At 60.4% G+C, this 23329-nt stretch carries 18 protein-coding genes and 5 pseudogenes; all 23 read right to left on the bottom strand.

What is annotated here, in order from left to right; translation table 11 throughout:
• Positions 1 to 55: 55 nt before the first annotated feature.
• Positions 56 to 985, bottom strand: coding sequence for a DUF2493 domain-containing protein (locus CUR85_RS18175; RefSeq protein ID WP_280323052.1), 930 nt, complete (start codon positions 983 to 985; stop codon positions 56 to 58).
• Between the two features lie 800 nt (positions 986 to 1785).
• The gene (locus CUR85_RS18180; protein WP_485129818.1) at positions 1786 to 5391 is read right to left on the bottom strand and encodes a YobI family P-loop NTPase; all 3606 of its coding nucleotides are present in this window, start codon (positions 5389 to 5391) and stop codon (positions 1786 to 1788) included.
• A gap of 242 nt (positions 5392 to 5633) precedes the next feature.
• Positions 5634 to 6215 carry a rhomboid family intramembrane serine protease gene (locus tag CUR85_RS18185; protein ID WP_280323070.1) on the bottom strand — a complete coding sequence of 194 codons (582 nt, stop codon included), beginning with the start codon at positions 6213 to 6215 and terminating at the stop codon, positions 5634 to 5636.
• A gap of 148 nt (positions 6216 to 6363) precedes the next feature.
• On the bottom strand, positions 6364 to 6900 hold the full coding sequence (locus CUR85_RS18190; protein ID WP_280323054.1) for a hypothetical protein: 537 nt from the start codon (positions 6898 to 6900) through the stop codon (positions 6364 to 6366).
• A gap of 155 nt (positions 6901 to 7055) precedes the next feature.
• Positions 7056 to 7784: a DUF736 family protein gene (locus CUR85_RS18195; protein WP_280323055.1), complete on the bottom strand. Its 729-nt coding sequence runs from the start codon at positions 7782 to 7784 to the stop codon at positions 7056 to 7058.
• 124 nt (positions 7785 to 7908) lie between these two features.
• A complete protein-coding gene (locus CUR85_RS18200; protein WP_280323056.1) occupies positions 7909 to 8211 on the bottom strand; it encodes a hypothetical protein in 303 nt (100 codons plus the stop codon).
• A 100-nt stretch (positions 8212 to 8311) separates the two neighbouring features.
• Positions 8312 to 8773 (bottom strand): DUF6915 family protein, encoded by a 462-nt coding sequence (locus tag CUR85_RS18205; protein WP_280322963.1) that lies wholly within the window; start codon positions 8771 to 8773, stop codon positions 8312 to 8314.
• A 1-nt stretch (position 8774) separates the two neighbouring features.
• Complete coding sequence (locus CUR85_RS18210) at positions 8775 to 9161, bottom strand: DUF6878 family protein (protein WP_280322964.1); 387 nt, start codon at positions 9159 to 9161, stop codon at positions 8775 to 8777.
• Between the two features lie 126 nt (positions 9162 to 9287).
• Entirely contained in the window at positions 9288 to 13550 is a 4263-nt protein-coding gene (locus CUR85_RS18215; RefSeq protein ID WP_280323057.1) for a strawberry notch-like NTP hydrolase domain-containing protein, read from the bottom strand.
• A gap of 115 nt (positions 13551 to 13665) precedes the next feature.
• Positions 13666 to 14061, bottom strand: a complete 396-nt coding sequence (locus CUR85_RS18220; protein WP_108693367.1) for a type II toxin-antitoxin system death-on-curing family toxin — start codon at positions 14059 to 14061, stop codon at positions 13666 to 13668.
• On the bottom strand, positions 14058 to 14282 hold the full coding sequence (locus CUR85_RS18225; RefSeq protein ID WP_108693368.1) for an AbrB/MazE/SpoVT family DNA-binding domain-containing protein: 225 nt from the start codon (positions 14280 to 14282) through the stop codon (positions 14058 to 14060). Before CUR85_RS18225 ends, CUR85_RS18220 begins: the two co-directional genes overlap by 4 nt.
• A 51-nt stretch (positions 14283 to 14333) precedes the next feature.
• The gene (locus CUR85_RS20635; RefSeq protein ID WP_425520183.1) at positions 14334 to 14531 is read right to left on the bottom strand and encodes an antitoxin PaaA2 family protein; all 198 of its coding nucleotides are present in this window, start codon (positions 14529 to 14531) and stop codon (positions 14334 to 14336) included.
• 111 nt (positions 14532 to 14642) lie between these two features.
• Complete coding sequence (locus tag CUR85_RS20640; protein ID WP_425520184.1) at positions 14643 to 14804, bottom strand: zincin-like metallopeptidase domain-containing protein; 162 nt, start codon at positions 14802 to 14804, stop codon at positions 14643 to 14645.
• Between the two features lie 38 nt (positions 14805 to 14842).
• On the bottom strand, positions 14843 to 15250 hold the full coding sequence (locus CUR85_RS18235; RefSeq protein WP_280322968.1) for a UPF0149 family protein: 408 nt from the start codon (positions 15248 to 15250) through the stop codon (positions 14843 to 14845).
• Positions 15235 to 16917, bottom strand: coding sequence for a hypothetical protein (locus CUR85_RS18240; RefSeq protein ID WP_280323058.1), 1683 nt, complete (start codon positions 16915 to 16917; stop codon positions 15235 to 15237). Before CUR85_RS18240 ends, CUR85_RS18235 begins: the two co-directional genes overlap by 16 nt.
• A 331-nt stretch (positions 16918 to 17248) precedes the next feature.
• Entirely contained in the window at positions 17249 to 17767 is a 519-nt protein-coding gene (locus CUR85_RS18245) for a type II toxin-antitoxin system YhaV family toxin (protein ID WP_280322971.1), read from the bottom strand.
• Positions 17764 to 18090, bottom strand: coding sequence for a type II toxin-antitoxin system PrlF family antitoxin (locus tag CUR85_RS18250; RefSeq protein ID WP_005668772.1), 327 nt, complete (start codon positions 18088 to 18090; stop codon positions 17764 to 17766). Before CUR85_RS18250 ends, CUR85_RS18245 begins: the two co-directional genes overlap by 4 nt.
• A gap of 139 nt (positions 18091 to 18229) precedes the next feature.
• Positions 18230 to 18882: pseudogene (locus tag CUR85_RS18255) on the bottom strand (DUF6927 domain-containing protein).
• Between the two features lie 105 nt (positions 18883 to 18987).
• Positions 18988 to 19577: pseudogene (locus CUR85_RS18260) on the bottom strand (regulator); the annotation flags it as partial.
• 72 nt (positions 19578 to 19649) lie between these two features.
• Positions 19650 to 21587, bottom strand: a pseudogene (locus tag CUR85_RS20440) (ParB/RepB/Spo0J family partition protein).
• Positions 21588 to 21715: 128 nt separating this feature from the next.
• The gene (locus CUR85_RS18280) at positions 21716 to 21892 is read right to left on the bottom strand and encodes a DUF3768 domain-containing protein (RefSeq protein WP_280323061.1); all 177 of its coding nucleotides are present in this window, start codon (positions 21890 to 21892) and stop codon (positions 21716 to 21718) included.
• 311 nt (positions 21893 to 22203) lie between these two features.
• Positions 22204 to 22412, bottom strand: a pseudogene (locus CUR85_RS20445) (DUF6330 family protein).
• Positions 22413 to 22454: 42 nt separating this feature from the next.
• A pseudogene (locus tag CUR85_RS20450) lies at positions 22455 to 23329 on the bottom strand (ArdC family protein); the annotation flags it as partial.

Below are 23329 nucleotides of genomic sequence, written 5' to 3' on the forward strand. Positions count from 1 at the left end.
ACGTCCACACCCATAAAAAACGACGAAAGGGCCGCCCGAAGGCGACCCTCTCTCTTCAATCCTGCGACGCCTTCTTCGCCGGGTCCGCAACCCGCATGACCGTCAGGCCTTTCGCTTCCGCCTTCTGCCCGAGGTTCAGCGCGACCCCGTTGCCGCCGAAGAGCACAACCCCCGTCGCCGCGAACTTGTCGTCCAGCATTTCGTCGTTGCACTTGAACGGTGCCGCCCGCCCATGCGCGGACCAACGCGGATCGAAGCGCGCCTGCGCGACCCCGCGTGCCCGGGCCCATCGTGCCGCGATCATCTCCGCCCCGTGCTTGCCACCTTTGTGGCAGAGGAAGATCTCCTGGTTGCGGTTCTGCCTGATCCGCTCGCGAACCTTGTCGAGTGTGTTGAAGATCACATCGACATCGGTCCAGTCGGTGGCGCCTGAGACAATCAGGGGCACCCCCTCGACTTTCGATTTCTCGGCGGTTTCGCGATCATGCTGTTCGAGCAGCTGCCGGGCCTCGAAGACCGCCCCAGTCTCTTGCGCCCGGACACTCGCCCGCGAGCCTGCCGCCGGGATGAAGGCGTGACCCGTCTCGATCTCGTAGCATTCCGCCGCCGCCTCGCTCATCACCTCGATGGCGCTGACAATCTCGCGCAGCTGCACAAAGCGCGCCTGCGCCTCTTCGAGTGCGGTCTCGGCGATCTCCGACCCGTCGTGGGACTTTGCCAGCGCGCCGATCTTGTCCGCAGTGCGGTCGACCTCCTTGCTGAGCGCCACCTTGCGCCGCTGCAGGATCGTGGCGAGCCCATGGGCGAGCGGTTCGATTTCTGCCTCGAGCCCAGTCCCGCGCAGCGAGCCAAGCAGAGCCTCGAAGCTCTCGCGGATGATGCGGTCGGTCAGGAAGTGATCCTCCGGGATCGGCAGGTGCGCGTCCTTCTCGGTCAGTCCGAAAAGTTCGATGGTCTCGTAGGTGTTTGCATTGTCGTAAGCCATGTCTGGTCTCCAGTATTCGGTTGTGGAGCCACCACGTGAGTGTGGGGCATGGCCGAATGCCTGGTTTCCGAATCTGCCCGGGTCAGGGACGGCGCAGCCGCCGGCTTGCCGGGCGCAAAAGTTTTCTGCGTGCAGCACCCGACACATGCGCGCCCTCACACACGGGACCGCCCCCTGCCACGGGCACCGCCCTCGCCGAAAAGTTTTGCGATCCTTGACGCGGGCTGATTTGGGGGCCATCCGGAGGATATGCTTCCGCACTCATGTGTGTGTGTGTTGACGGTAGGTTTGACCGACCTGAGCAGGCAAACGGCCTGACCGGACGCGGGAGACGGATGGAGCGGCGGGATCGTTTTGCCGCGCAAAACAGACCAGAGCGCAATCCGGCGGAGCGGCTAGGGAGGGACGTGCTCGCGAGGCGGGCAAACCGGGACGCCAAGCGCAACGCCGCGGTGAGGCCGCATGGCCGAATGCGCGACGGACCGAAGGGCCGTTCTCCCCTGCGACTTGGCGTACCGAGCAGGAGAGGCAGCAAGGCTCTGGCCGAGGTTGATGTGCAGGGGCTACGCTTTAGGCTATACGGATTACTTCTCCAAGCTTGCGACGTGATCGGACAAAAACCGGTCATTCGCTGCAAATGCGAGGCTCTATTCTCAACGTTGTGATAGCCGGCATTCAATCTGAAAAGCCACAACTGAGACAAACACCTCAAATCGCTCGAATGGACATGTTCATAGCACGCGAAGTCACATGCCAAGAAAGGGGCGCGCATGGCACCATCGGAGGTATAGGTGAACACCCTATGAGCGCTTCAAATTCACCATGATATCGTTGGACCAGAATGGTTTTCCCACCGAGGAAATTATGTCGCGGTCATCAAGCCAACCGACAAGTTCGCTGTTTTGATTGGTCCTCTTGAGCGTAGGACGCGCATATCCAGTCTGGATACTGGAATATGGTTGAGGAAGCTGCGCCAAGACCTCACGAACCTGGGACTTGTCGAGCGTTTCGTGGAGAAGGTTGAGCAACTGGATCTGCGTGCTGACTGGCTCAGCGTTCACGATAATTGCTTTGACGATATCAGCAGTAAGTACGGGCAAGGTGGAACTTGTTTCCAAAAGGATCGGCCCGACAATACCGGCTCGCTCGGGAAGGCTGGGAAGCAAGCTTAGATCCATCAATTCGATAATCGCGCGTTTCTCACCATCAGAAACATCGGCACCAAGCAACCGTTCACGGAAGTCGTCGTCGATCGAGAAAGCACTGGGGTCCTGAAGATACGAGGCTATGTTCTCAGCGACAAATGCCGTCTGAAGATCGACTTCCCCCTCAAGTGCGGCCAAATTCCCAGCATCGAACGTGATACGTTGCTCTTCGATTAGAATTCGGCGCTTTCCGGTACTGACAGCTTCCGGGAATTTTTTGAACTCTTTTGGAAGTGCCCGAACATATGCCCGGTAAGTCTCATCTTGTAGATTATCTGCTTCGATCAGAAACTGACGAAGAGGATAAGCTTCCTTTGTGTCGGGTAATGGAACTTCCAAAAGGGCTGAGCGAATTTCATTCTTGCCAAGAAATTCAGTAAGAGCAGCGCTATCAAAAACCTCCGACTGAATGAAACCAAGACAATTCGACCACGAAGGTGCGATCTGGGCCCCACGAACAACAATACTCTGATATCGCTCAGGTACGACGTCGAGCTCTGGTAACTTTTTCACTTGGCGTAGGACGAAAGTTTCGACGGCTTCGACATCAAGTGCATCTCGGTCTAACACAGCCAATATCGCTTCGACATCCTCTTCGACGTTATCGTCCATTTCCAACAGCACGTTTGAGAAGTATTCAGCAAAATCGCTTTCCACCCGATCGAGTAGGGGTTTGGCTCTAGAATTTCGAATCCTGGAGTAATGCCGCTTACGCAGGGCGGGTCCAGTTTCTTCTCCGAGGATAGAGCCGAAGATGTACTCAAAGTTCGCAGCGCTCAAATGGTAGTGGCCAAGCTCGTACAACGTCTGGACGACCTGTGGATATTCATTGATCGCAGCAAGATCCTTCGTCTCGATTCGCAGTTCCTCGAGCTTGGCTGGGTCGACTCCTTCTAGAAGGTTGAGGATTTCATGGATATTGTCAGCCACGAACGTGCGGAGCTCAGCATGCTCTTCCCGCTCTCGAGCTAGAAGGGCAGGCGGAAGGTGTTCGATTATGCCCGCGATGTGTACGACTGCGGATGGATCTTCCATTGCCGCGGGGACAAAACCCCGCCAAGCCTCGACCAACCGCTTCATGAATTCGCCAACCTGCGATCCTGACGCATAGTAGGCTTGGAAGAACTCTTGCTGGTTCGGAAACTCATTCGCGAGGTATCCGAATACCTTCCCGAGCCGATCTTTGTTCTCCTCGGTCTCCAGAAGCGCGTCAATGAGTCGGACGTTCAGTGCATAATCGAGGCCGAAATCGTCCTCCCTCATGCCCGCAATGACTTCACTTGGGTTATCGATCGGAAATCCTGGTTCTGGTGTCTGGAAGGCTCTGATCTGGATCAGGAACTTGTTGTCGTTTGGTGATAATCGCCCCGAATGGAACAGGGACGTGTATTGGTAGTAGCTGTCGTCGAGATAGCCCTCCAAAAGCAGGAAACGGGCGAGCTCGCCGCCGTCACCGAGTTCCTGGAAGAGGCCCTCAATCTCTTGACTGCTGGACCGCAGCAAGACGTTGAACTTGCTCGTACGAATAGTCTTGATCTGTTTTCGCAGATCGGCAATTCGCCTGACCGCAGCCTTTTTCTGTGAGTCCGCCTTGTTCTGTATCGATTGCACTCGATCGGCATAGGTTGCTTCTGGATCGATGCTTGCTTGCAAACCAGAAATGTTTTGTTGGCGTCGGCCTTGGTTGAATGTGTTATAGTAAATGCTCTGTGTATTGATGAGCTCATCGAATTCTTCGTACTCGGATAGCTTGGCAGGTGCCACAAACTGTTGTCCATTCCTACCGACGCCGGACACATTGGCTGGTAACGACTCTAGGAGCGCCATCGCGTAGATCCGTCTAAGCTCACGGATGTCCCTCGGGACCTGCTTTTCAGCCGCTTCGATGCCGCGTTCAAGCTGCGCGATCTCAGATCGATGACTTTGTTCGCGAGCGGCGATGAGTTCGTCCTTGCGCCCCAAGATTCCGGCAAGATGTCCTTCGCCGCGGTGGAGCCTTTCAAAATCCCTCGGGTAGACGTTCTTATAGATCAGCACGGCAAGAAGTTTTGTGGCGTCGAGAACGTTTTCGCCATCTGTTTCCAAGTTCGCGACGTAGATCGCGTACTCGTTGAAGATGTTGTGGATGAGGCGAAGGTCACTTAGATAGCGCGACACTTCGCGTAGGAATTGCTGATCGAGACTTCCGTCCAACTCCAGCCGACTGCCCTGCGCCAGAACCATATCGATCGAGTTCGAACTGTTGATGATTGGAATGACTGGGATGATGAACTCGAAGAACTTGGTCCGGTCTGTATTAACAAACATGTCGTCGCGTAGTGCATAGAGGAATCTAACCTTACGCTTTACTCCCACATTGCCGTTTACGAGACTGTTGATCTCGCGAAGAGTGACAAAGATGTCGGAATCCTCGAAACGATCTAAATCCTCCACGACGACGAGGTCGTATCGAGTCGACTGGAAGAAGTATATAATCTCATCAAGGTGACGATTGAGGATAGAATCCTGATCCTCCGAGGACGGCCTTATTTCAATGTCTTTCAGCGAGATGCCTTTTAGCGACAAGCCAAAGCTGGCCACGTAGAAGTGATGGATTGCAGACCAAAGAAATATCAGCGCGAAAGCTGCTATCGAGATGTCTAGCCAATTCGTGAAATCGAAGGGCTTGAAGTACGATCCGTCAAAAATCCCGTTGCGGTTGTGAAACGCATGCCAGACAGCGAGTATTCCGGAAAGAATGTAAAGTGAGCGGAAGATCGACCAGAAACTTGGCGATTGAATGCGTTTGAAGCGCGAGAGCGGCAGTTTGTCTGCATCTGCGCCATAGAGCAATTGCTGGAGTATGCTCCGCTCAATCTCCTGCCTGGTCACTGTGCGTTGTTCATCGCCTGCTTCGGGCAAAAAGGCGGCAAGCGAGATGTGCAAGGCCTTGCGGGGATAGGATTTCAGGAACGAACGGATGATACTGCTTTTGCCAGAACCATAAGGCCCAGTAAGAGCGATGTTTGAAACGTCAGGGCTCTCAGTCGCGAACGCCAAGGCGGCCGAATACACCCCTCCTTGGTCTGCTTCATCGGTGGGGGCAAGATCGACGAACTTCGCGGGCCCCTTTCCAGATGCAGATATTCGGCGCAACGTCTCGGCTAATTTGAAGAGCTTATCGGAGATCCAGAGGAAGATTTTGGCGCGACTTATATACATGAAAAACAGTCTACCATGTCCACAAAATTTTCCCAGCCAAGTTATGGACTTAGTCGACAACGCTAGTGAAATTCTGAAGCTTGGCGCGGCCGCAGCGAAATCGCGCTTCGTCCCGAGTCTGTGAGTTCGCTCATCTCCAGATTTCGCACGCGCGGCAAATGGCCGATAAGCGGGCTGCGGATGCAGCATCTTGACTGGTCGGTGAACGTAGGCATTGGGTCGATCACGTCTGGCGTACGGCTTCAGTCCAGATCGACGCCGCCGAGGCGCGGCGCATGTACATGCGTTCGGATTAGGAACGCAGCGCCCGCGCCCGCGATGGCGCCGAAGAGATGTGCCTCCCACGAGACGCCGGGTTGGCCCGGAAGAACGCCCCAGAGAATGGAGCTATAGAGGACACCGACCACCAGTGTAGCGCCCAGCGTGATCAATGAGCGATCCACGAAGCCGCGCGCGACGAGGAAGCCAAACCAGCCGAAGACCAACCCTGACGCACCGATATGGATGGCGGAGCTTCCGAACAGCCAGACGAGTCCGCCGCCGAGGCCGATCACCACTGCGTTCACAGGCAGCAAGGCCCTCTTGGTCGTGGCCACCAGCAGCCCACCCATCACCAGGAGCGGCGGCGTATTGGCCATAAGGTGCGCGAAGCTTCCATGCAGGAGGGGCATGGTGATGACACCATCCAATCCGCTGACGTGCCGGGGGATCAGGCCGAAGGCCGGGTTCAAGCCGTAGCCGGTGATCCAATTGACGACTTGGACCGCCCAGAGCAGTGCGACAAAAGCGGCAAGCGCCGCGGCGCGCTGGAAGAAGGCGCGCATGTGATCCCGGTTCATCATGTTGGCGACAGTAGACGTCACCACAGCACCTTCAACGGCTTTCGCGCGCTGCACAGGATGCCCCTTCCAGGAAAGGGGGTTTGAGGCGGCCAACCTCGGTAGGGCTCAAGCCAAGAGAATGGCTCCGATCTTAAACGGTGTTCCCAGGCCGCCGCGGCATGATTTCACGCTCGGGGCGCTTCAGGGCTTCGGCGTATTTACGGGCATTGTCGTCAATCGTGCTGTGCCAGAGCTTTGAGACAAAGGCCTGGGCGTCTTGAACGGTCATGTCTTTCAGCGAAGAAGACAGCACCATGAAGAGCTCATCCTCACTGATCACAGCGGCACGGTGCATGGCTTCCGCGTAGAATTCGGGGGCGTTCAGAACCTGCTCGCTTAGCGGCATCCGCGCGAGGTTCTCTTCCGGGATCGCCATGAAGATCGTGTCCTGCAGGTCGGTCAGATACGCACGCCGCGAGGTGGACACCGGCTTTCCTGCTGCCCTGGCCTCCAAATATCCCTGCCTGGTCTTGTCGAACTTCGACTTGGCAAATGACATGATGACATCGCGCTTTCGAGCGGGTAGCGCGAATCCGGTGCAGCGCTCGATATGGGCGAGAAGATCTTCAACCTCTGCCTCAAAATCAAAGCTCTCGAACCATGGAACCGTTACTGCTTTAGCCGCCACGCGCCCGCCCTCGATATTACGTTAATATATTATTGTATCGCATTTGCACCTGATCGCAAGCGAGTGGCGTCCTTCACGCAAACGGACACAGAAGAAGGGGAGCCGTGTTCCCACGGCTCCCCTTTCGGTTCAGATTGCCTAATCTCGCGCGCCGATCACGCGACCAGCGACAGCCCCGCGCCTGCGTCCTGCGGCTGCTCACCGCTGTCGATGAACGGGATGATCGAGAAGGTCTGGCCGCCGCGCTGTTCTTCGTTCTGCACGGCGTTGACGCGCAGGTCGCCATCTGGCGTGTTGATCAGCAGCGACAGGTAGTCATTGCCCGTGCGGCTGCTTTTCGCCATCCACGCCGAGCCGACGCGGATCGGTGTGCCCCGAGGCGAGCTGACCTCGATCCGGTAGTCGGGGTGGGTCTCCTCGGATTTGTAGCTGTTCTCGATCAGCATGAACTCCAGATCGAACATCATGTTGGCGATGTAGCCGGTGAAGGCGTTGTCGGCGTCCATGGCGGTGAGCTCGCCCGAGATCGAGCCGGATTTCATCAGGCCGTTCGAGACCAGCGGGATGATCTCAAATTCGCCGCTTTGGGCCGCACGCGCCTCTTTCGTCTGCACTGCGTTGACCCGGAACGGGCCGAGGCCGACATCGATCTGCATCGAGATGTAGGGGTTGCCGCTGGTATTGCCGGTCTCGTTCCAGGCCGTGCCGATACGCACCTTGCGGCCTGATTTGTTGACTGCCGTCACGTCAAAATCCGGGCTGCGTTCGGACATCTTGGCCCGCGCCTCCAACTGGATGGCGATATCGAAACGTGTCGAATGGATCATGCCGTTGTACTGAGCGGCTGCGGTCTCGACGTTGCGGGTGAGGGTTCCTGCGAACATGGGATAGTTCCTTTTGGATTGGCCGGTGCCTGACGTTCTTGCCAGCGCATCCGGGATTGCTTTCTCGACCCCTTGAGGGATCACAAACCAGAAAGCCTGCTTTCCTTTCAGCCCCGCCCACGGGTCAGAGCTGCCGTCCGAGCGGGAATGCCCCCGCCCCTCCGGGTGCTACGCCCCTCCCCTGCCCGTCTGGTCTTGATTGGCGGCCCGAATTTTCCGAGCCGCCCTCCGGTCGCGCGATGAAGAACTCTGCCTCTTTTCCGTTCAACCCGTGCCCGCCCCGGTCGGTCAGACCGATGCAGCTACCATTCGGCACATAGGTGATGAGGTATTGACCGAGCCGGTCCTTGTGGACAACGTAGCCGGCATTGGCCCAATGCACGGTCTGGCAGGCATCGACGGCGGCCTTGATTTCATCGAGTGTCATGCGAACCTCCTTACGAAGAATGGTGGGTAAACGCCGGAAGAAGCCCGATCTTCCAACCGGGCTTCTGTGCGGCATTCATTTGGCGAAGAGCCGGGACCTATCAGGCGCTTTGCGTGGTTGGCGTTGCGCGCGCCGCCATCCAATCCTTCAGGCCAAGAACCGTTCTGCCGTCGGCGACCTCGGTGGCCCAGGCAACCCTTGGGTCGCCGCAGGGCTCATTGCCGACATGCCGGTCGATATGACCATTGGCCATCCATGGCTCGGGCTGGATCCGGCGCAGCCAGTCCGCCATACTCGGGATACGGCCCTGACAGTCTTCTCGAACATGCTGCTCGCCGATCCAACGCACGGGGATCTCTCGACCCGCGCTATTGGTCAGGGTCAGACCGAAGACACGTTCAGCCTCGAACAGGCCTTGGGCATGGTGGCGCAAGGCTCTGTGCGTGAAGAGCGCAAGGTGCTCTTTCGAGGCATCGAACCAGTCGTGCACAGCCTGATAGTCAGACGGCACCCCGCCGAATTTTCGGGCCGAGCTTTCGGCATGATGAAGCGGATGCGCCATCTCAAAGCCCCTCGTCATAGCTGTGAGAACATTCGACATAGCGATCCGCATGATCGAGCGTGATGCTGTCGGCGGTGATGTCCCAGGTCAGCGTGCCGTAGCCGCCCTCGTTGTTCTCAAACCCCGGGTGATGGTGATAGGCGAGCGACCAGGCGAAATCGCCCACGGCGGTGACAAGCGCTTCCGGCAGTTTGACCTCCGCAGGCTGCACATTCACGTCCTCGACATTGCCAGAGTCGCCATAGCCTTCGTATTCGGCGGTGACCTCGCTGATGCCAAGCGCACGTAGTTGTGCGATCAGCTCCGCTCGGGATGCCTTCAGGGTGGTTTCGCGCTCGGCGCGCCACTGAGCCGCCATTGCGGCATAGTCGATCTGGGGATTGGTCATGGGTCTGTCCTCTTGTCTGAATTTGGGGCGCGCGCAGGCGTGCCATTGGCCTGCCCGCGCGCCCGGAACGCGCAGACCGGTCAAATCCCGATCCGCGACGCCCCACCCAAAGCCTGCTTTGGCTTTTCAGGCGGCTTGGTCTGCCGCCTTGCTGGTTCCCTGCCCCACGATCCGTGCCAGAATGCCCAATGTATCGACCCCTTCCTCATGCGGCAGGAACACCCGCAGCTGGAAGGCGATGATCTCGGTGAAGCAGCCGAGGGCTTTGAGGCCATCAATCATGCCCCGATCCGCACCACCAAGCTCGAGGCGCATCTCGCCAGCGACCCGGCGGCGGGTCAGGGTCAGGCCGCGGCCCAGATCGACAGGCGCGGTGGTTCCGAGGGCTGCGGTCAGCATCTCCTGCGGCGTTTGCGGGTCGGAGACGAGGAAGCGGGCGCGCAGCGCGGCCGCCCCGTCCTCGCTCAGCGTCCGCCCGATCATGGCCGTCGCCCCGTCGGGCGTGACCCGGTAGATGCGCTCATTGGTGGTCGGAATGTCCTTCCAGATCGGCAGCAGGAGACCGGTCAGCAGATAGAGCTTGGTTGTGGTGGTCTTCGGCAGGGCAGCCGCCTCTTCATCCCAGAGCCGAATGAACTCAGACTTGCCGATCTCTTCCCAGGCCGAGGACTCGAAGCGCATCTCCTCAAGGTAGCTCGACCCGTTGGGCCGTACCGCCTTGCGCATCAGCGTCACGATATCCTCGTCATACATCTGCATGGGGCGGGCCGAAATGAGCGCGGCGCGGCCGGAGGCGCGATTCACCATCGTGGTCTTGTCCAGATTGCGCGATATGGCCTCTTCGGCCCCAAGAACGTGGACCGGGTCGGTGACTTCCAGTCCGATGATCCGCGTCACGGCGCCGGATTTCGGGCAGGTCCAGAGATCCTCTGTGGAGACCTGTTCGATCTTTTCGCCGCGCAGGGTTTCCACGCCGAGATCGAGCATGCCTGCCGCGCGCGCCCGTTCCGTCTGATCAGCGATCCGGCGCATGAATTCGGCAAAGAGCGCGTTCTGCATGTGGATGGGAAGGGCAAGCACCCGATTGAGAAACCGCTGGATCGGGGGAAGCTCTTCGAGCAGCACACCGTCCTTGTCGATCAGCCGCAGGGCCGTCCAGTCGGTGAAGCTCTCGTAGCTCATCGCCTCGGCGCGCCCAGCGGCAAGATCGGCGAAATACCCACGCAGCGCCGCCCGCGCGATCGGGCTTTCGAGATTGTCCTCCTCCCGGAACATGCCCTGCGAGCCGGTCTCGCGCTGGCCTTTGGTGAGGGCCCCAAGCTGATTGAGGCGTTTCGCGATCGTCGAGGTGAAGCGCTTCTCGCCATGCACATCTGAGGTGCAGACCCGGAAGAACGGCGCGCTGACCTGAGCCGAGCGATGCGTGCGACCAAGCCCCTGGATGGCCGCATCGGCGCGCCAGCCGGGCTCCAGCAGGTAGTGCCGCCGCCGTTTCTGGTTCTTCGCCGTTTGGGCCGCGTGATAGGACCGGCCCGTCCCGCCCGCATCGGAGAAGATCAGGATATCCTTTTCGCCGTCCATGAAGGCTTGGGTTTCGGAGGAATTGCTGCTGGCGGCGCGCTTCTCGATGAAGAGATGGCCGTCCTCGGCCTTGAGGGGCCGGATAGATCGGCCTGTGACTTCTGCCACGGCCTCGTCGCCAAAGGCCCAGAGGATCTGGTCGAGCGCCGAGGGGATCGGGGCCAGCGTCATCAAATCCATCATGGCCGCGTCACGAAGGGCAAGCGCCTCGCGCGAGACGACCAGCGCGCCGGTCTCGTCCCTGAGCGGCTCGGCCACCATAGTGCCGTCGATCTCGACCAGCTTTTGCGCGTGGATCGGGAAAGCCTGTTCGAGGTAGCCCAGAACATAATCGCGCTGCGTCAAGGCACCCTCGACCAGCTCGTCTTCCGGGTCCGTCGTTTCAAGCCGGCGTTTCAGCAGGCTCTCGCCTGTCGAGACGACCTGGATGACGCAAGCCTTGCCTGCGGCCAGATCTTCCTCGATGGCGCGGATGATGGTCGGGGCCTTCATGCCCATCAGGAGATGGTTGAAGAAGCGCTGCTTCGTGCTTTCAAAGCGGGACTTGGCCGAAGCGCGTGCGGCAGAGGCATTGGTCTCCCCCGAGGCATCGTTGACACCGGTCGCCGTCAGCGCCGCCTCGAGATTGTGGTGGATCGTCCGAAACGCGCCCGCATAGGCGTCGTAGACCTCGATCTGGGCCGGGGTGAGCGCGTGTTCGAGAACGTCATATTCCACGCCATCGAAGCTTAGGGCACGGGCCGTATAGAGGCCGAGCGTCTTGAGATCGCGCGCGACCACCTCCATGGCGGCAACGCCGCCGGCTTCCATTGCCGAGACGAAGCTCTCGCGGCTCGGGAAGGGGTATTCCGGCCCCTGCCCCCAAAGCCCAAGCCGCGCGGCATAGGCCAGGTTATGCACGCTCGTGGCACCCGTAGCCGAGATGTAGAAGACGCGGGCGCGCGGGGCGGCCAGTTGCAGACGAAGGCCTGCGAGGCCCTGCTGCGAGGGTTTGACCCCCCTGCCCTGCTCTGACCCGGCCGCGTTCTGCATGGCGTGAGCCTCGTCGAAGGCCAGCACGCCGTCGAAGTCGTCGCCCATCCAGTCGAGGATCTGGCTCAGCCGCGTGGTGCCGCATTTGCCCGCGGACCGCAGCGTGGCGTAGGTGACGAAGAGGATCCCGTCACCCATCGGGACGGGCTGGTCCGGTTTCCATTTGGAAAGCGGCTGGATGTCGGCTGGCGAGCCGCCAAGATCGGTCCAGTCGCGGATCGCGTCCTCGATAAGCGTGGCGGATTTGGAGACCCAGATCGCTTTCCTGCGTCCGGCCAGCCAGTTCACGAGAATGAGCCCCGCGCATTCGCGCCCCTTGCCGCAACCGGTGCCATCTCCGAGGAAATACCCGAGGCGATAGTGACACGCATACGGGTCATCATCGGCACGCGTCAGCTTTGTCTGGTCGTCATCGATCGTGAACCGGCCTGGCAAATCACGCCCATGGGCATCATGCGCCATGATGATGGTTTCCAGCTGTGCCTCTGAGAGATGTCCCTCCTCGATCAGCCTGGCGGGCAGACGCAAGTCATCACTGCCCGTGTTTGAGGGCATGGGCGGGGCAACCGAGGCCATGGCGATGCTTTCGACGAGCGGCGTGGGATGTTCTTGCGCACCCGCGATCTCGATCCGCTGCGGACGGTAGCGCGCATAGATGTCCGAGACGGGCGTGTTGTCGCGCGGGGCCTCAAGGCTTGTGAAAGTGAGCGGTATGGCGGCGTTGGTCTGAGCGTTGGACGCCGCAACTTTGGCAACTGGGCGCTTGCGCGTGACAAGTAGTGGACCGACCGATCGCGCATGAGGGTTTGTCGCCGCCCGTTGGACGGGGCGCGTCTCAGGCCGGTTTGCGGCCACGGTGTCAACAAAAGGAAGGGCTTCCTCCAGATCCTGAACCGCGGCGCGGATCATCTCGCCGTCCTCCTGCACCTTGTCGAAGACCATCAGCTGGGTTTCCACAGTTGTGCCGAGCTTGCGGTAGACCTGCCCCGGTATTGTGAGTGCCAAGCGCGGCGTAAGGAGGCCGCAGGCGCGTGCCCAATGCGCGGCATCGCGTTCGGGAGTGAATCCCGGCAGCATGATCGCCACCAGCCGCCCGCCGGGTGCCAGGCGCTTGGCAGCCCCGATGAGATGTTTGGCGGCGATGTGTTTGTCCCGGGCGCGATCGACCGAGGAGGCGAAGGGCGGGTTCATCACCACGATGTCGGGCAGAACCGGCGTCTGCAGCAGATCGTCGATATGCTCGCCGTCATGGCCCGTCACCTCGCCGCCGAAGAGGGCCCGCAGGAGGCGCTGGCGAAAGGGGTCGATCTCGTTGAGCAAAAGCGTGGCACCGGCCCGGGCGGCGAAAGCAGCAAGGGCACTTGTGCCAGCCGACGGCTCCAGAACGGTCTCGCCTTTGCGGATCGCTGCGGCCCGCACGACAAGGGCTGCGTATGGCAGCGGCGTGGAAAACTGCTGCAGCCGGATCTGCTGCTCCGAGCGGCGCGTTTCCGTCAGGAGCCGTGAGGCAAGCAGCTTTGCCGCGGCGATGTCACCTGCCGCGCCGTCCCCACGCAGCAGCATTTGGACGGCAGCGGCCTGCATCAGGTCATAGGCCATGCGCCAGTCCCAGGCACCGCCGGCATCGCTGCCATGAAACGTCTCGCGCATGATGCGCGCCAGCGCTGAGCTACGCAGGGGTTGGTGGTCGATCTGCGCGCCGATCTGCGCGAGGGCAGAGACGAGATCAGCGCCGGAATCGACGGGAGCGTGATGCGTTGAGCAAGGCTTGGCCATGGGATTTTTCCTTTGGATGAGGGTCTGAATTCCAAAGGACAAAAAGCCAGCTTTCCCCTTTTGGGGTTAAGGATCTGAAATCAAGAACCGGAGCGGGGCAGGACTGCCAATGCGATCAGACGTCATCGGTCTTTGCGGCAAGGTCACGGAGCCAAGCAGAAAACGCGGCTTCACTCACCTGATCGGCGGCAAGGTCCTCCATCATCCGGACACCCTTCCCGGGATCGGGCCGCAGATTTACGCCATTGAGCCGCAAGAACGCAAAAGCGGCCACGAATGCTGTTCGCTTGTTGCCATCGACAAAGGCATGCGCTTTGGCAAGACCATAGGCATAAGCTGCCGCAATCGCGAACACATCCACGTCCTCATAGGACGCGCGGTTCATTGCCCGTGTGCATCCCATTTCCAAAAGGGCCGGATCGCGGGTGCCTGGCGCACCGCCGTGGCGCGCGATCTGGCGATCATGGACGACGTACGAAGCGGCCAGCGGAATCCAGACCCAATCGCTCATGCAAGTGCTTGGAGCAGATCGCGGTTCTCATCCATGACGATCTCGGCGGCGGCAAGCGCGGCCTGAAGTTCCGGGTTTTCCGTCATCAGCTTCAGCCCGCCATCATCCGTGCGCACGGCATAGAGGGTATCCCCCTCCTTGGCATCCAGGAGCGCGAGCATCTCTGTGCTGAGTGTCATGACGGCGGAATTGCCGACCTTGCGGATTTTGGCTTCGATCATGGCAGGGCCCGTATGGTTATACGTATGTATATACGAGACCTCTGCGCTAGGTCAAGTTTGCTCCTGGCGCTTTTCGTCAATCAACGTCTGCAACTGATGCAACGCGTGGGCGTGCGATATCGGCGGGCGCGGATCTTTGAGCGCTTCCTGCACCCTGGATCGAAACCAGGCATCGTGGGATTTCGTTTCAGCGGTCACGGAAATGGTCGTCGAGCCCCTATCCAGAAGCTCGCCTAGGTAACTCGGCATATCGGCAACGCTCAGAGCGACCTGAGACCGGCGGTCGGGGATTGGACCCTGGACCCGTCGACTTTGTCGCAGGCCTGTTTGCGATCTGAAGGCTGTTTCAACTCGGGTCCCCTATTGACGCGATGATCGAACGTTACAGCAAAGTTTCCCGAACGATAAGAGCCTTGAAATCTCTATCTCTTTCATCGCCTCAAGCCACCCCTCGACATAGGCGGCGCTCTGGTCGAATTCAGGTTCCACCCCGATTTGCGCGCAAAGCATGCAGTTTCCGATTTCCGCGACTTATCCTGACAGTCAATCCAAGAAAGCTATCATTTCTGCTTGTCACATTGCTTGATCAGCCATTTGTGCAAGGCGGGGGCTTGGTCGGGTTTGGTTCTGAAATCCGCCGCCTGTTCGAGGAGCGCGCGCATGGCTTTGCCGTCTTTGCCGAGGGATTTGTTAGGCCAGTGGGGTTTGTGCGCTTCCCATGCTGTCAGATAGCCGTCAGCCCAGATGGAAAACAGGACCGGGTCCGCCGGGAACAGCACCTCTGCCGGAGCACCGTCTCGCAGCAAGGACAGACGGTGATTGTAGGCTATTACGATCAGGTCGAGGAGTTTTTGCAAGTCCGCATCGGAGGCGAGATCGTCTGCCACTACATTGAAAATCGTGACGATCCACTCGGAGGGTTTGATGAACTTGGGCGCGGTGCAAAGACCTGTCAAAAAGCCTTCCATCCAGGGGGTGTGATCTTGGCTGGACGCAGAAGTTTATCCAGCGCCTTTTGTTCCTTTGTGCCGAACGGTGCGACCTCGGCGTAGGTTCCCGGGGCCGCGCGTTCTTCGGTGACCTCAAGACCGCCGAACGGCATCGGCGGCGCGTCCTGATGGACCCACGCCTCAAAGCTCATGGCGTGCACGAAATGCATGATCGGGGCCTTCTTCAGGTCGCGGCCCTCGGACATGGCCTGGGCCACGGCGACAAGCTCAGGCGTTATGGGGTTCTTTGCAGCCGCCAGCAAGGCGGCATTGCGGGCAAAGATCATGGCCCAAAAGTTGCGGCGGGTCTCCAGATGCTGCCAAAGCTTGCGGGTCATGGCATTTTGAGTCGTTGCACTTTCAATGGCATCTGACGATGCGTCGCTGTCCTCGAACCAGCTGTCCGAGATCGGGAAGTGATCAGGCCAATGCTCACTCGCCATGATCAGGCTGCCCCGTGCGCGGACGGAGAGAGTGGAGACGGCGCCTTCGGGGTCAGCAATGGCCGCGATGTCTGCAATATCTGCCGATCGCGGGCGCAGATCGGCAAAACCTGCGGTCTCGACGACATCGAGCAGACCCGCCGCGGGCATTGTCCCATTTGCTTGCCCGTCCGCAAGCGCCCAAGACAGAGCGGTGAACGCATAATCTGCTGTTGCCTCCAAGGCGCCGGACTCATTTGCAATCTGCGCGATCATCTGTTTTTGCTCGGTGGCGCTGGTGCACGGAAGCACAAAAGCGTCTTTCACGCCAAACCCCTGTTTGAGCAGCACCACCGCCAAAGCACGTCGGCCACCCGATTGAATGGCCATGGAGAGGCTCTGCGCACCGCTGCCATCGACCATCGAGGATACAACGCGGTGGATCTTGGGTTTTGAGCGCGTGTCAATTGCCTGCGTCCCGGTTTTGAGGGCGGATCGGATGATCTCATCCATACCGCGCAAGGTGTCAGGGTCTTGTAGCCAGCTTCGGATCAAGGTGATGCGCGATAACAAGGTCTGAGACAGATCACCCGCCTGCTGGCGCAGAGCGAGACCGGTTAGCGCGCCGGAGCTCACCGAGGCGTCTGTCGCAAGTAGCAGCGCTGCGGCGGCATCTCCACATAGGGACTCTGGTCGGGTAGCGAGTTTGCGAATGAAAGCAAAGCGTGCTTCTGGCGGCAAGGTTGGCAGCATCTCATCCAGCATCGCCAGCATGGCCGAAACCGAGTCTTCGCCGATGCCATTTAAGCCTTTGAAGATACCGTCGAACATCTCATCGGGGATGTCGGGAATGCCGTTGATGTCGGCAAAGGCATCCGGGTCTTCGGGGATGACCGCATGGGCCAGCGATGGTGGCGGGGTCAGGCCCGCACGCGTCCAGGCGCTGGAGAGAGACAAGGCCGTTTGGGATGTCAGGTCGGCGTCGAGCAAGGCCACCACATCGCGCATGTCATCCAGTAAGGTGCGCCCTTTGCGCTGCCCGCTCTCATCGGCCATGCGGGCCTCATCCAGTGCGGCGACCAGCATCGCCATCTGGCCGTCCGACAATGGGCCACTCGCGGCCTCTTGGATCAGCGCAGCGCAAAGGTCCGGGCGCGCCAGAAGATCCTTGCCAAACTGCCGTAAAAGCTCTGACTGCTGCAACGGCAACTTTGGCGCTTCCACGGCCCGAACCATCTTTGAAAGAAACGCGTCCACCCTGATCCCCCTCGGTTGACATCATTGCATTGCAGAAAGTTTGGTTCTGTCCAAGGCAAAACCATATCTTGGCTGATCACTCGCCCGAAATCTGCCCTATCACGTTGCGAATTCGCGCGCGTTCCGCCTTGAGAGAGGCCCGCTAGGGAGCTGGCAATCGCTTCTCTTTGAGCAATGATTTGACGTCTTCCTGTGCCTTTTGCCAGGCTGGCAGGTGACGCGCGCGGATACAGGCGTTCGGGCATTTGGTTGACAGCCATAGCGCTGCCTGTGCGTCGCGGGCGTTACCAAAGCCATCTCAACGGCCAGGCGCCACCTTAACGGACTTCTCGAACCGCTTGTCCGCCGCCGCCGCTTCTTTCAAGAGCGCGTCGAAATTGTCAGGTGGGTTGCCATCTTCCAGCATTCCTTTGAACGTCGCATAGGCATCCGTCTTGCTGCCATAGGCGCGCAGGGTCTTGTCGTCGTTCACCCAGGCCACCACGATGACCTTTGCATCGCTGTTGAACCGATAGAACAGCCGATACTGCTGGAAGAATTTCGCCCGGAACCAGTGTTTGCGGTGATCGCCGAGTGTGCCGCCTTGGCGGAAGGCGGCGGCACCCGGATCTGCCGGTATGGCCTCGGTGACCAGCTTGAAGATGGCGGCCAGCCGTTTCGTGGAATTTTTCTTGCGCCAGGTCTTGGGATCGCGAGCCTTACGCGCCTCGACCTCCAGGGTCAGCCCTTCGAGCTGGTCCAGAAAGAGCGGATGCGCATAAATCGACCATCCGTTTACGACAAGTGGCGCTTGGGCGGGCATGCTATCGCCGCTCATTCATCCTCGAGCGATAGCGGCGCATCGAGATCGACGTCAACGTCTCCGACCAGTGCTGCAAGACGGTCATGCAAAGCCCCATCGAACGCCCGAATGCGGTCCGGATGCGCCTTGATATCGGCCTCGACAAAATCGAGAAAGGCTCCGAGCACGGGATCTTCCTCGTCGCTGCGCACGGGCTCGATATAGACCCTGCCACTCGGCTCGGTGCAGTAACGAATCTGGTCGCCCTTGCCCAGCTTGAGCTGTTTGCGCACACCCGCCGGCACGGTCGTCTGATACCGATCCGTGAGTTTCGAGACATCTTGTGCGAGGGCTGTCATGGCAGTCTCCTGAAGAAAAGGTTCTTTAAGAAAAGGTTCTTTGCTGCCCGCGATAGGTAATGCATTTGCATTGCCTTGTCAAGACAAGCCGCAGCATCTGCTGTCGCCGGGCAGGTCGATGAACCGTCCGGCGCAGGACCTAATCTCGCCTCGCCAGGAACTCCGCCAGCACTGGACTGGCAGCACCTTTCGCGGAGCTGAGCAGCTCCGAACCCGCAAGCGTGGCCTTCGAGAGGCGTACGAGCCCGCCGGTTTCCTCGATGCGGTAGCAGCGGCGTTTTTGCCGCCCGCGTCTGTAGTGCGTCGCGGTGACGATCTGGCAGGTGCTGCCATCGGCGAGCGTCACAGGTGCTGCAAGCTTGATCTTGTCGCCTTCGGCATAGTCCGGGATCGACGCCCAGTCCCGGCAACGCTGACGCCAGTCCTGGGCGTAGCTGGCCGGGTCTTTCAGGTCGGAGAGGAGCTCGATCAGCCCAAGAGGAGCGCGAGACTCGTTCGGGCCAGCGCTTTCCTCCATATCCTTGTAGCCCAGCAGCCATCGTCGTAGGCGGTGAGGAAGACGGCGGCGAAGGTGATCGAGCCGTCAGGATCGGTGATATAGGTCGCGTCCTCGACAGCGGTGCCGTCGAGATTGGTAACCCTAGCCGCTGCATACCAGGTGGAGGCGACCTTGCAGGCTTTGACCAGTTCCGTCTTGCGGCTGTCGCCCTCGAAGGTGCACAGCCGAGCAATCTCCGCTTTCTCATCCGCGTAGGTCTGGACGCGGCCGTCGGTGTAGAAGAGCCATCCCATCTCAGAGTCCTTTCTCTCATTGGGGAAACTGTTGTTGCCAATGTCCCGAGCGGGCCGCAGGCCCGGCAGGGTATTGGCGATGCTTGTTTGAGAAAGGGCGCATTGCGCCACCCTCCGGTCATCGAGTTCCATCAGCGCATCGAGCGGCACGCGGTAGGGCTGCATGGCGTCGAAATCCTCGCAATTGCCGCAGTTCTGTACGATTGCGAAGGTGTCGCAGGCATCCTTGAGAATGACCCGGAAGGTGCCGCCAAGGCCCGAGGGCACTTCGTAGGTCCGCCGATGAGATAGTCCGAGGCCCGGCGCACGAAGACGCGGATGCTGTGGCCATCGGTGGCGAGCCGGATCGCACCCCGCCCCCGGTCGATGAGCACCTGCACGTCATCCAGGATATCGGTGTAGAACTGGCCGGTCAAATCGCGAAACGCCATGCGGCGCTGCGCCATCCAGTCGGTGTCGCGAAACGGGTTCATGCCGTCGGCGAAGGCGAAGGAGGGATCGGCCTGCGCGGTGGTAACGATACGGGTGGTCGTGCCATCGATGCCGTTCGAGCGCAGATGCACACCATTGCCGACGATGAGGATCAGGGCGGGCCTGTCCACGGGCCCGTTCCAGTTGGGCAGGAAGGTCTTGCAGGCGCGCGCATGGGCGATCTGCGCCGCAACAGCGGAGGCAGAGAACTTGAGAATAGCCATGGGATGTCTTTCCGTTGGGTGTGGGAGGGGTCGACCCGCGCGGGGAATGCCTCGCGCGGGTCGCGTGAGGACTCAGGCCGCTTGCGCGACCTCGCTGTCAGGCTCCGGAGATTCCTCGATGGGCTCCGCCTCATCACAGGCGACACCGGCGGTCTGCATCATCGGCGGGCACCAGGCGGCCACGGCAGCGAGCTGTGCGTCGGTGAGCGTGGCGAATGGCTCGGCGAAGAGCTTGTCGCAGAAGGCGACGATCTCCTTCTTGCTCGAAGAGGCCAGTGTCACCGCCTCCTGGGCGAGACCCAGATCCTCGCCGAGGATCTTCAGGAGCCAAGCCTTCTTGAAGCGGTTGAAGAGCGCCGCATTCGGCGTCCAGTGGGCGCGGATGTCGGGCATGATCTCGATCTCGAACGCATGCATCAGGCTGTCGCGCTGGCGGTCCCGCGCGAAGCAGGACTGCGTGGTGCTGGCCGTGGCATAGGCCACGAGCTTGGCCTTCTCGCCGGCCTCCAGCGCGCGAAACGCCGCGAACTGATCGGCGGCGCGCGGGCGTCATCGAGCCAGGAGAGATCAAGTGCATCATGCGCCGCCGCCACCTGCTCGAGCGAGGTCTCGTCGATCTCGTCCATCTTGGCATGGCTGCGGTATTCCTTGCGGGCATCGATCTTGATCGCCTGCGTGACACTCATGCCGCTGGCCAGAACGTCACTGACCAGCTTGAAGAGCGTCAGATCCAGCGTGGCCTCCGGATTAGCGCCATCGCGGCCCCAAGCGCCATGGCTCGCTCGGTCTTGAGGTCCTCAGCCAGCGAGGCCGGTAGCTGATCTCGCCCGGGTCAGGGCCTCTTCCCCGTCTGACTACTCGAGGCGCCGCGCGTGCCCTCCGCTTTGACGGTGTCCTCCGGGCGTACGAGGCCGATATGGAGCGTCACCTGACCATTCGACCACGAGGCGATTACCCGGACCGCGCCAGGTCCTCGGCGCTGTAGGCCTCCTGCAGATCGCGGGCTTCCTCTTCCAAGGGTCCACGCGCTCGTAAGCGCGTTGTAGGCACTGTCCTCGAGCCCTCATCTCATCTGTAGCTGCAGTTGCTCGAGCTCGGCGGTGATCTCATCGATGCGCTTCTGGGCGGTCTCATCAGGCTCGATCGGGCCGGGATAGACCCGGCCGTAGTCGGCCATGGTCGCGTAATCATACCGGACCATCGCATCGGCCCAGGCAAAGCCAGTTTTATGCGGGCCTCTTCGGCGGCACCGAGCTTTTCGAGCAGGATGGTCTCGACCAGCGCGCATCTCGAGCACGGAATGCTCTTCCAGAGGTCAGCCGCGACTGCGCCGCACGCGCCTCGTAGTCCGCGCGCACGAAAGCCCGATATATCGCTGACCTGCACCCCGCGGGATTTGAGCGCCTGTCGAACGGTATAGGCCTGCAGATAGCCGCGTCCTTCGTGAGCGCCTCGAAGCCTCGCGCTGCGCCTCTTGGCTCGGATGCTCGCGAAGGCCTTCATCGTGTGAGCGTGATCACCTTGCCCGGGCCGCGCGCGGATGTCGGGGTGGATCAGGCCATAGCGCAACCGGCCTTTCACGGCGGCCACCGTGGTGCGAAGGTCTTGGCGATCGTCTCGGCGTCTGGCGTCGACTCCATCATCCGAGCGAAGGCCTCGAACTCGTCGATCGCGTTCATCGGCGCTTGCGTGATATTCTCGGCGAGCGACAGAGCCGTGGTGACGTCGCAATCCTCCGGCACGAGGGCGGAGTCGACCTTGGTTTTCGCGGTGAACCCCTTCTCGCTTTTGTCGGACCAGTTCCTTCAGGGCGGCATGGCGACCACCGGTGCACGGCGAACTTGCCGTCGAGCTTCTGGACCAGGAGCGGCTGCAGAGGCCAGCACCGGATGCTGGCTTTCAGATGCGCGATGTTCTCGGGGTCATAGTTTCCGGAGTTGCTGCGCACATTGGCGGGATGCGGGACCAGATCGCGATGGCGACGGAGACGGGTTTGAAGCTTGCGGTCATGGGATATCCTTCCAGGTGGATGAGATGCGGCCCGCGCGCTTGCGCGTGACCAATCCCGGCTTCAGGGATCACTACGACAAAGGCCCACTTTCCCTTTGAGGGTCAGCGGGCCATCATCGTCTCAGATGTCAGGGGGAGGAGTCCCTGCCTACCAGTCGCGCGGCCAGCATGATGGTCAGCACGCGCATGTGGTGCGGGATTGTCCGGGGTCTCAGCCCCGTACGGAAATCCGAATCTGCCTCATAGAGATCGATTTTCCAGAACACGGTCTCGCCCCGGATCTCGAGAGCGCCGAAATCGTGCATCCTCGGGATCATTCTCAGGCTCGAATGTATCGAACGCACTGTGGACTTCACCCGCCTCGGCCATGAAGCCGTCACCGGCCTCCATAAGCGCGCGGGTGACATGCATCCGGCCTGGATGGGCTGCGCGGGCGCAGCCCAAGGCATGTGAGCTTGCGAAACGCGTCGTTTTGCGCCGCGATCACGGTCGGATCCGGACGGTCTGGCTGGGATTGAACATTCATGGACATGGGGATCTCCTTCGAGAAGTTGAAACACCCTTCCCAAAGCCCGCTTTTTCTTTCTGCTTGTCGGAAAGACCGAAGCAGAAGGACCTACCCGAACAGCCCCTTGGGTCTGTAATTCGGGTTGGGGATGGTTTCGATCCAGCCGCCCTGTTCAATGATGCTCTCAAGTGCTGCCAAGAACGGATAAGCGCCCTCGGCAGCGCTCCACCAATAGGCACCGCGCTTGAAGGTGATGATCTTGCGGCGGCCGTCTTCGAAGCAGGCCACCGCAGCGTCTTGGGTTCCTTACGTGACATGGGTGTCTCCGTTCTCCGTGCGGTCAGGCGGCCTCGGCACTGCGACTGCCCTGCCTCCGATCTGGCGATCAGATAATCACAGGCGCGCTGCGCGTCCGCGGCGTGCCGGAAGATCGCGCCTTGTCCGACCGAAGGACCGCAACCAGTTGTGCAGGTAGGCGGCATTCATCTCGAGCGTGTGCGCCGTGAAGCCGAGCGTCTGACCCAGGAACACCGAGGTCAATTCCGCGACGATCTCCTCGCGCGCATAGGACGTGTTGCCAAACTTCGAGAACCCGAAATCACGGTTCAGTCGATGCGGGGCTTTCGTGGCATGGGCCAGCTCATGCGCCCAGACCCCGTAGAAATTGCGCGGGTCATGGAACCGCGTGATAGACGGCATGTAGACCTTGTCCACGGGCGGCAGATAATAGGCTTCAGTTCCGTGAAGACGGTCGTGATGTCAATGGCATCGAAAAACGCCTGCATGTGCGGGATGGGCTCGGACGGAGGATGCTCGGGTGCGGGCTCCGGGTCGGGGAAGAAACTGTCGGGCAGGCCATCGATCTGGCAGGCATTGAACACGCGGTAGGCTTTCTGGAAGCGGAAGATGCGGGCTTCCTCGGAGCGATCATCGCCATCGCTGCGGTCGTCTCGCGCCGCGTCTTTCCGGCTTTGGCCGTAATAGACGACGACAGAGGATTTCTCGCCTTGCGGACCTTTGCGTCCAACGCATTAGCCTGCGGCAACGTCATCCAGAAGGGAGCTGTGGCCGCATCACCGTTCGCATGGTGAGCAGGAAGTTGTTCACACCTGGTAGGGTTCTCCGCCCACGCGCAGGGGACGAGAGCTGCCGCCAATGGTCCAGGGCTTGCGCCAGGGCAGGACGCCGCGCTCGATGATGCGGATGATTTCGTTCGTGATGACCTCGGAGGCAT

Origin of the sequence: Sulfitobacter faviae (genome assembly GCF_029870955.1) — a bacterium.
Lineage (GTDB): Bacteria > Pseudomonadota > Alphaproteobacteria > Rhodobacterales > Rhodobacteraceae > Sulfitobacter > Sulfitobacter faviae.

Bases quoted from the DNA above. Each gene is read 5' to 3' on its own strand.
- CUR85_RS18220 (WP_108693367.1), bottom strand. From the start codon at position 14,061: ATGAGCGATTGGGTCTGGATTCCGCTGGCCGCTTCGTACGTCGTCCAT.
- CUR85_RS18185 (WP_280323070.1), bottom strand. From the start codon at position 6,215: ATGCGCGCCTTCTTCCAGCGCGCCGCGGCGCTTGCCGCTTTTGTCGCA.
- CUR85_RS18250 (WP_005668772.1), bottom strand. From the start codon at position 18,090: ATGACAGCCCTCGCACAAGATGTCTCGAAACTCACGGATCGGTATCAG.
- CUR85_RS18195 (WP_280323055.1), bottom strand. From the start codon at position 7,784: ATGTTCGCAGGAACCCTCACCCGCAACGTCGAGACCGCAGCCGCTCAG.
- CUR85_RS18180 (WP_485129818.1), bottom strand. From the start codon at position 5,391: ATGTATATAAGTCGCGCCAAAATCTTCCTCTGGATCTCCGATAAGCTC.
- CUR85_RS18200 (WP_280323056.1), bottom strand. From the start codon at position 8,211: ATGACACTCGATGAAATCAAGGCCGCCGTCGATGCCTGCCAGACCGTG.
- CUR85_RS18205 (WP_280322963.1), bottom strand. From the start codon at position 8,773: ATGGCGCATCCGCTTCATCATGCCGAAAGCTCGGCCCGAAAATTCGGC.
- CUR85_RS18280 (WP_280323061.1), bottom strand. From the start codon at position 21,892: ATGCACGATTTCGGCGCTCTCGAGATCCGGGGCGAGACCGTGTTCTGG.
- CUR85_RS18210 (WP_280322964.1), bottom strand. From the start codon at position 9,161: ATGACCAATCCCCAGATCGACTATGCCGCAATGGCGGCTCAGTGGCGC.
- CUR85_RS18175 (WP_280323052.1), bottom strand. From the start codon at position 985: ATGGCTTACGACAATGCAAACACCTACGAGACCATCGAACTTTTCGGA.
- CUR85_RS18215 (WP_280323057.1), bottom strand. From the start codon at position 13,550: ATGGCCAAGCCTTGCTCAACGCATCACGCTCCCGTCGATTCCGGCGCT.
- CUR85_RS18225 (WP_108693368.1), bottom strand. From the start codon at position 14,282: ATGATCGAAGCCAAAATCCGCAAGGTCGGCAATTCCGCCGTCATGACA.
- CUR85_RS18245 (WP_280322971.1), bottom strand. From the start codon at position 17,767: ATGAGCGGCGATAGCATGCCCGCCCAAGCGCCACTTGTCGTAAACGGA.
- CUR85_RS18235 (WP_280322968.1), bottom strand. From the start codon at position 15,250: ATGGAAGGCTTTTTGACAGGTCTTTGCACCGCGCCCAAGTTCATCAAA.
- CUR85_RS20635 (WP_425520183.1), bottom strand. From the start codon at position 14,531: ATGCCGAGTTACCTAGGCGAGCTTCTGGATAGGGGCTCGACGACCATT.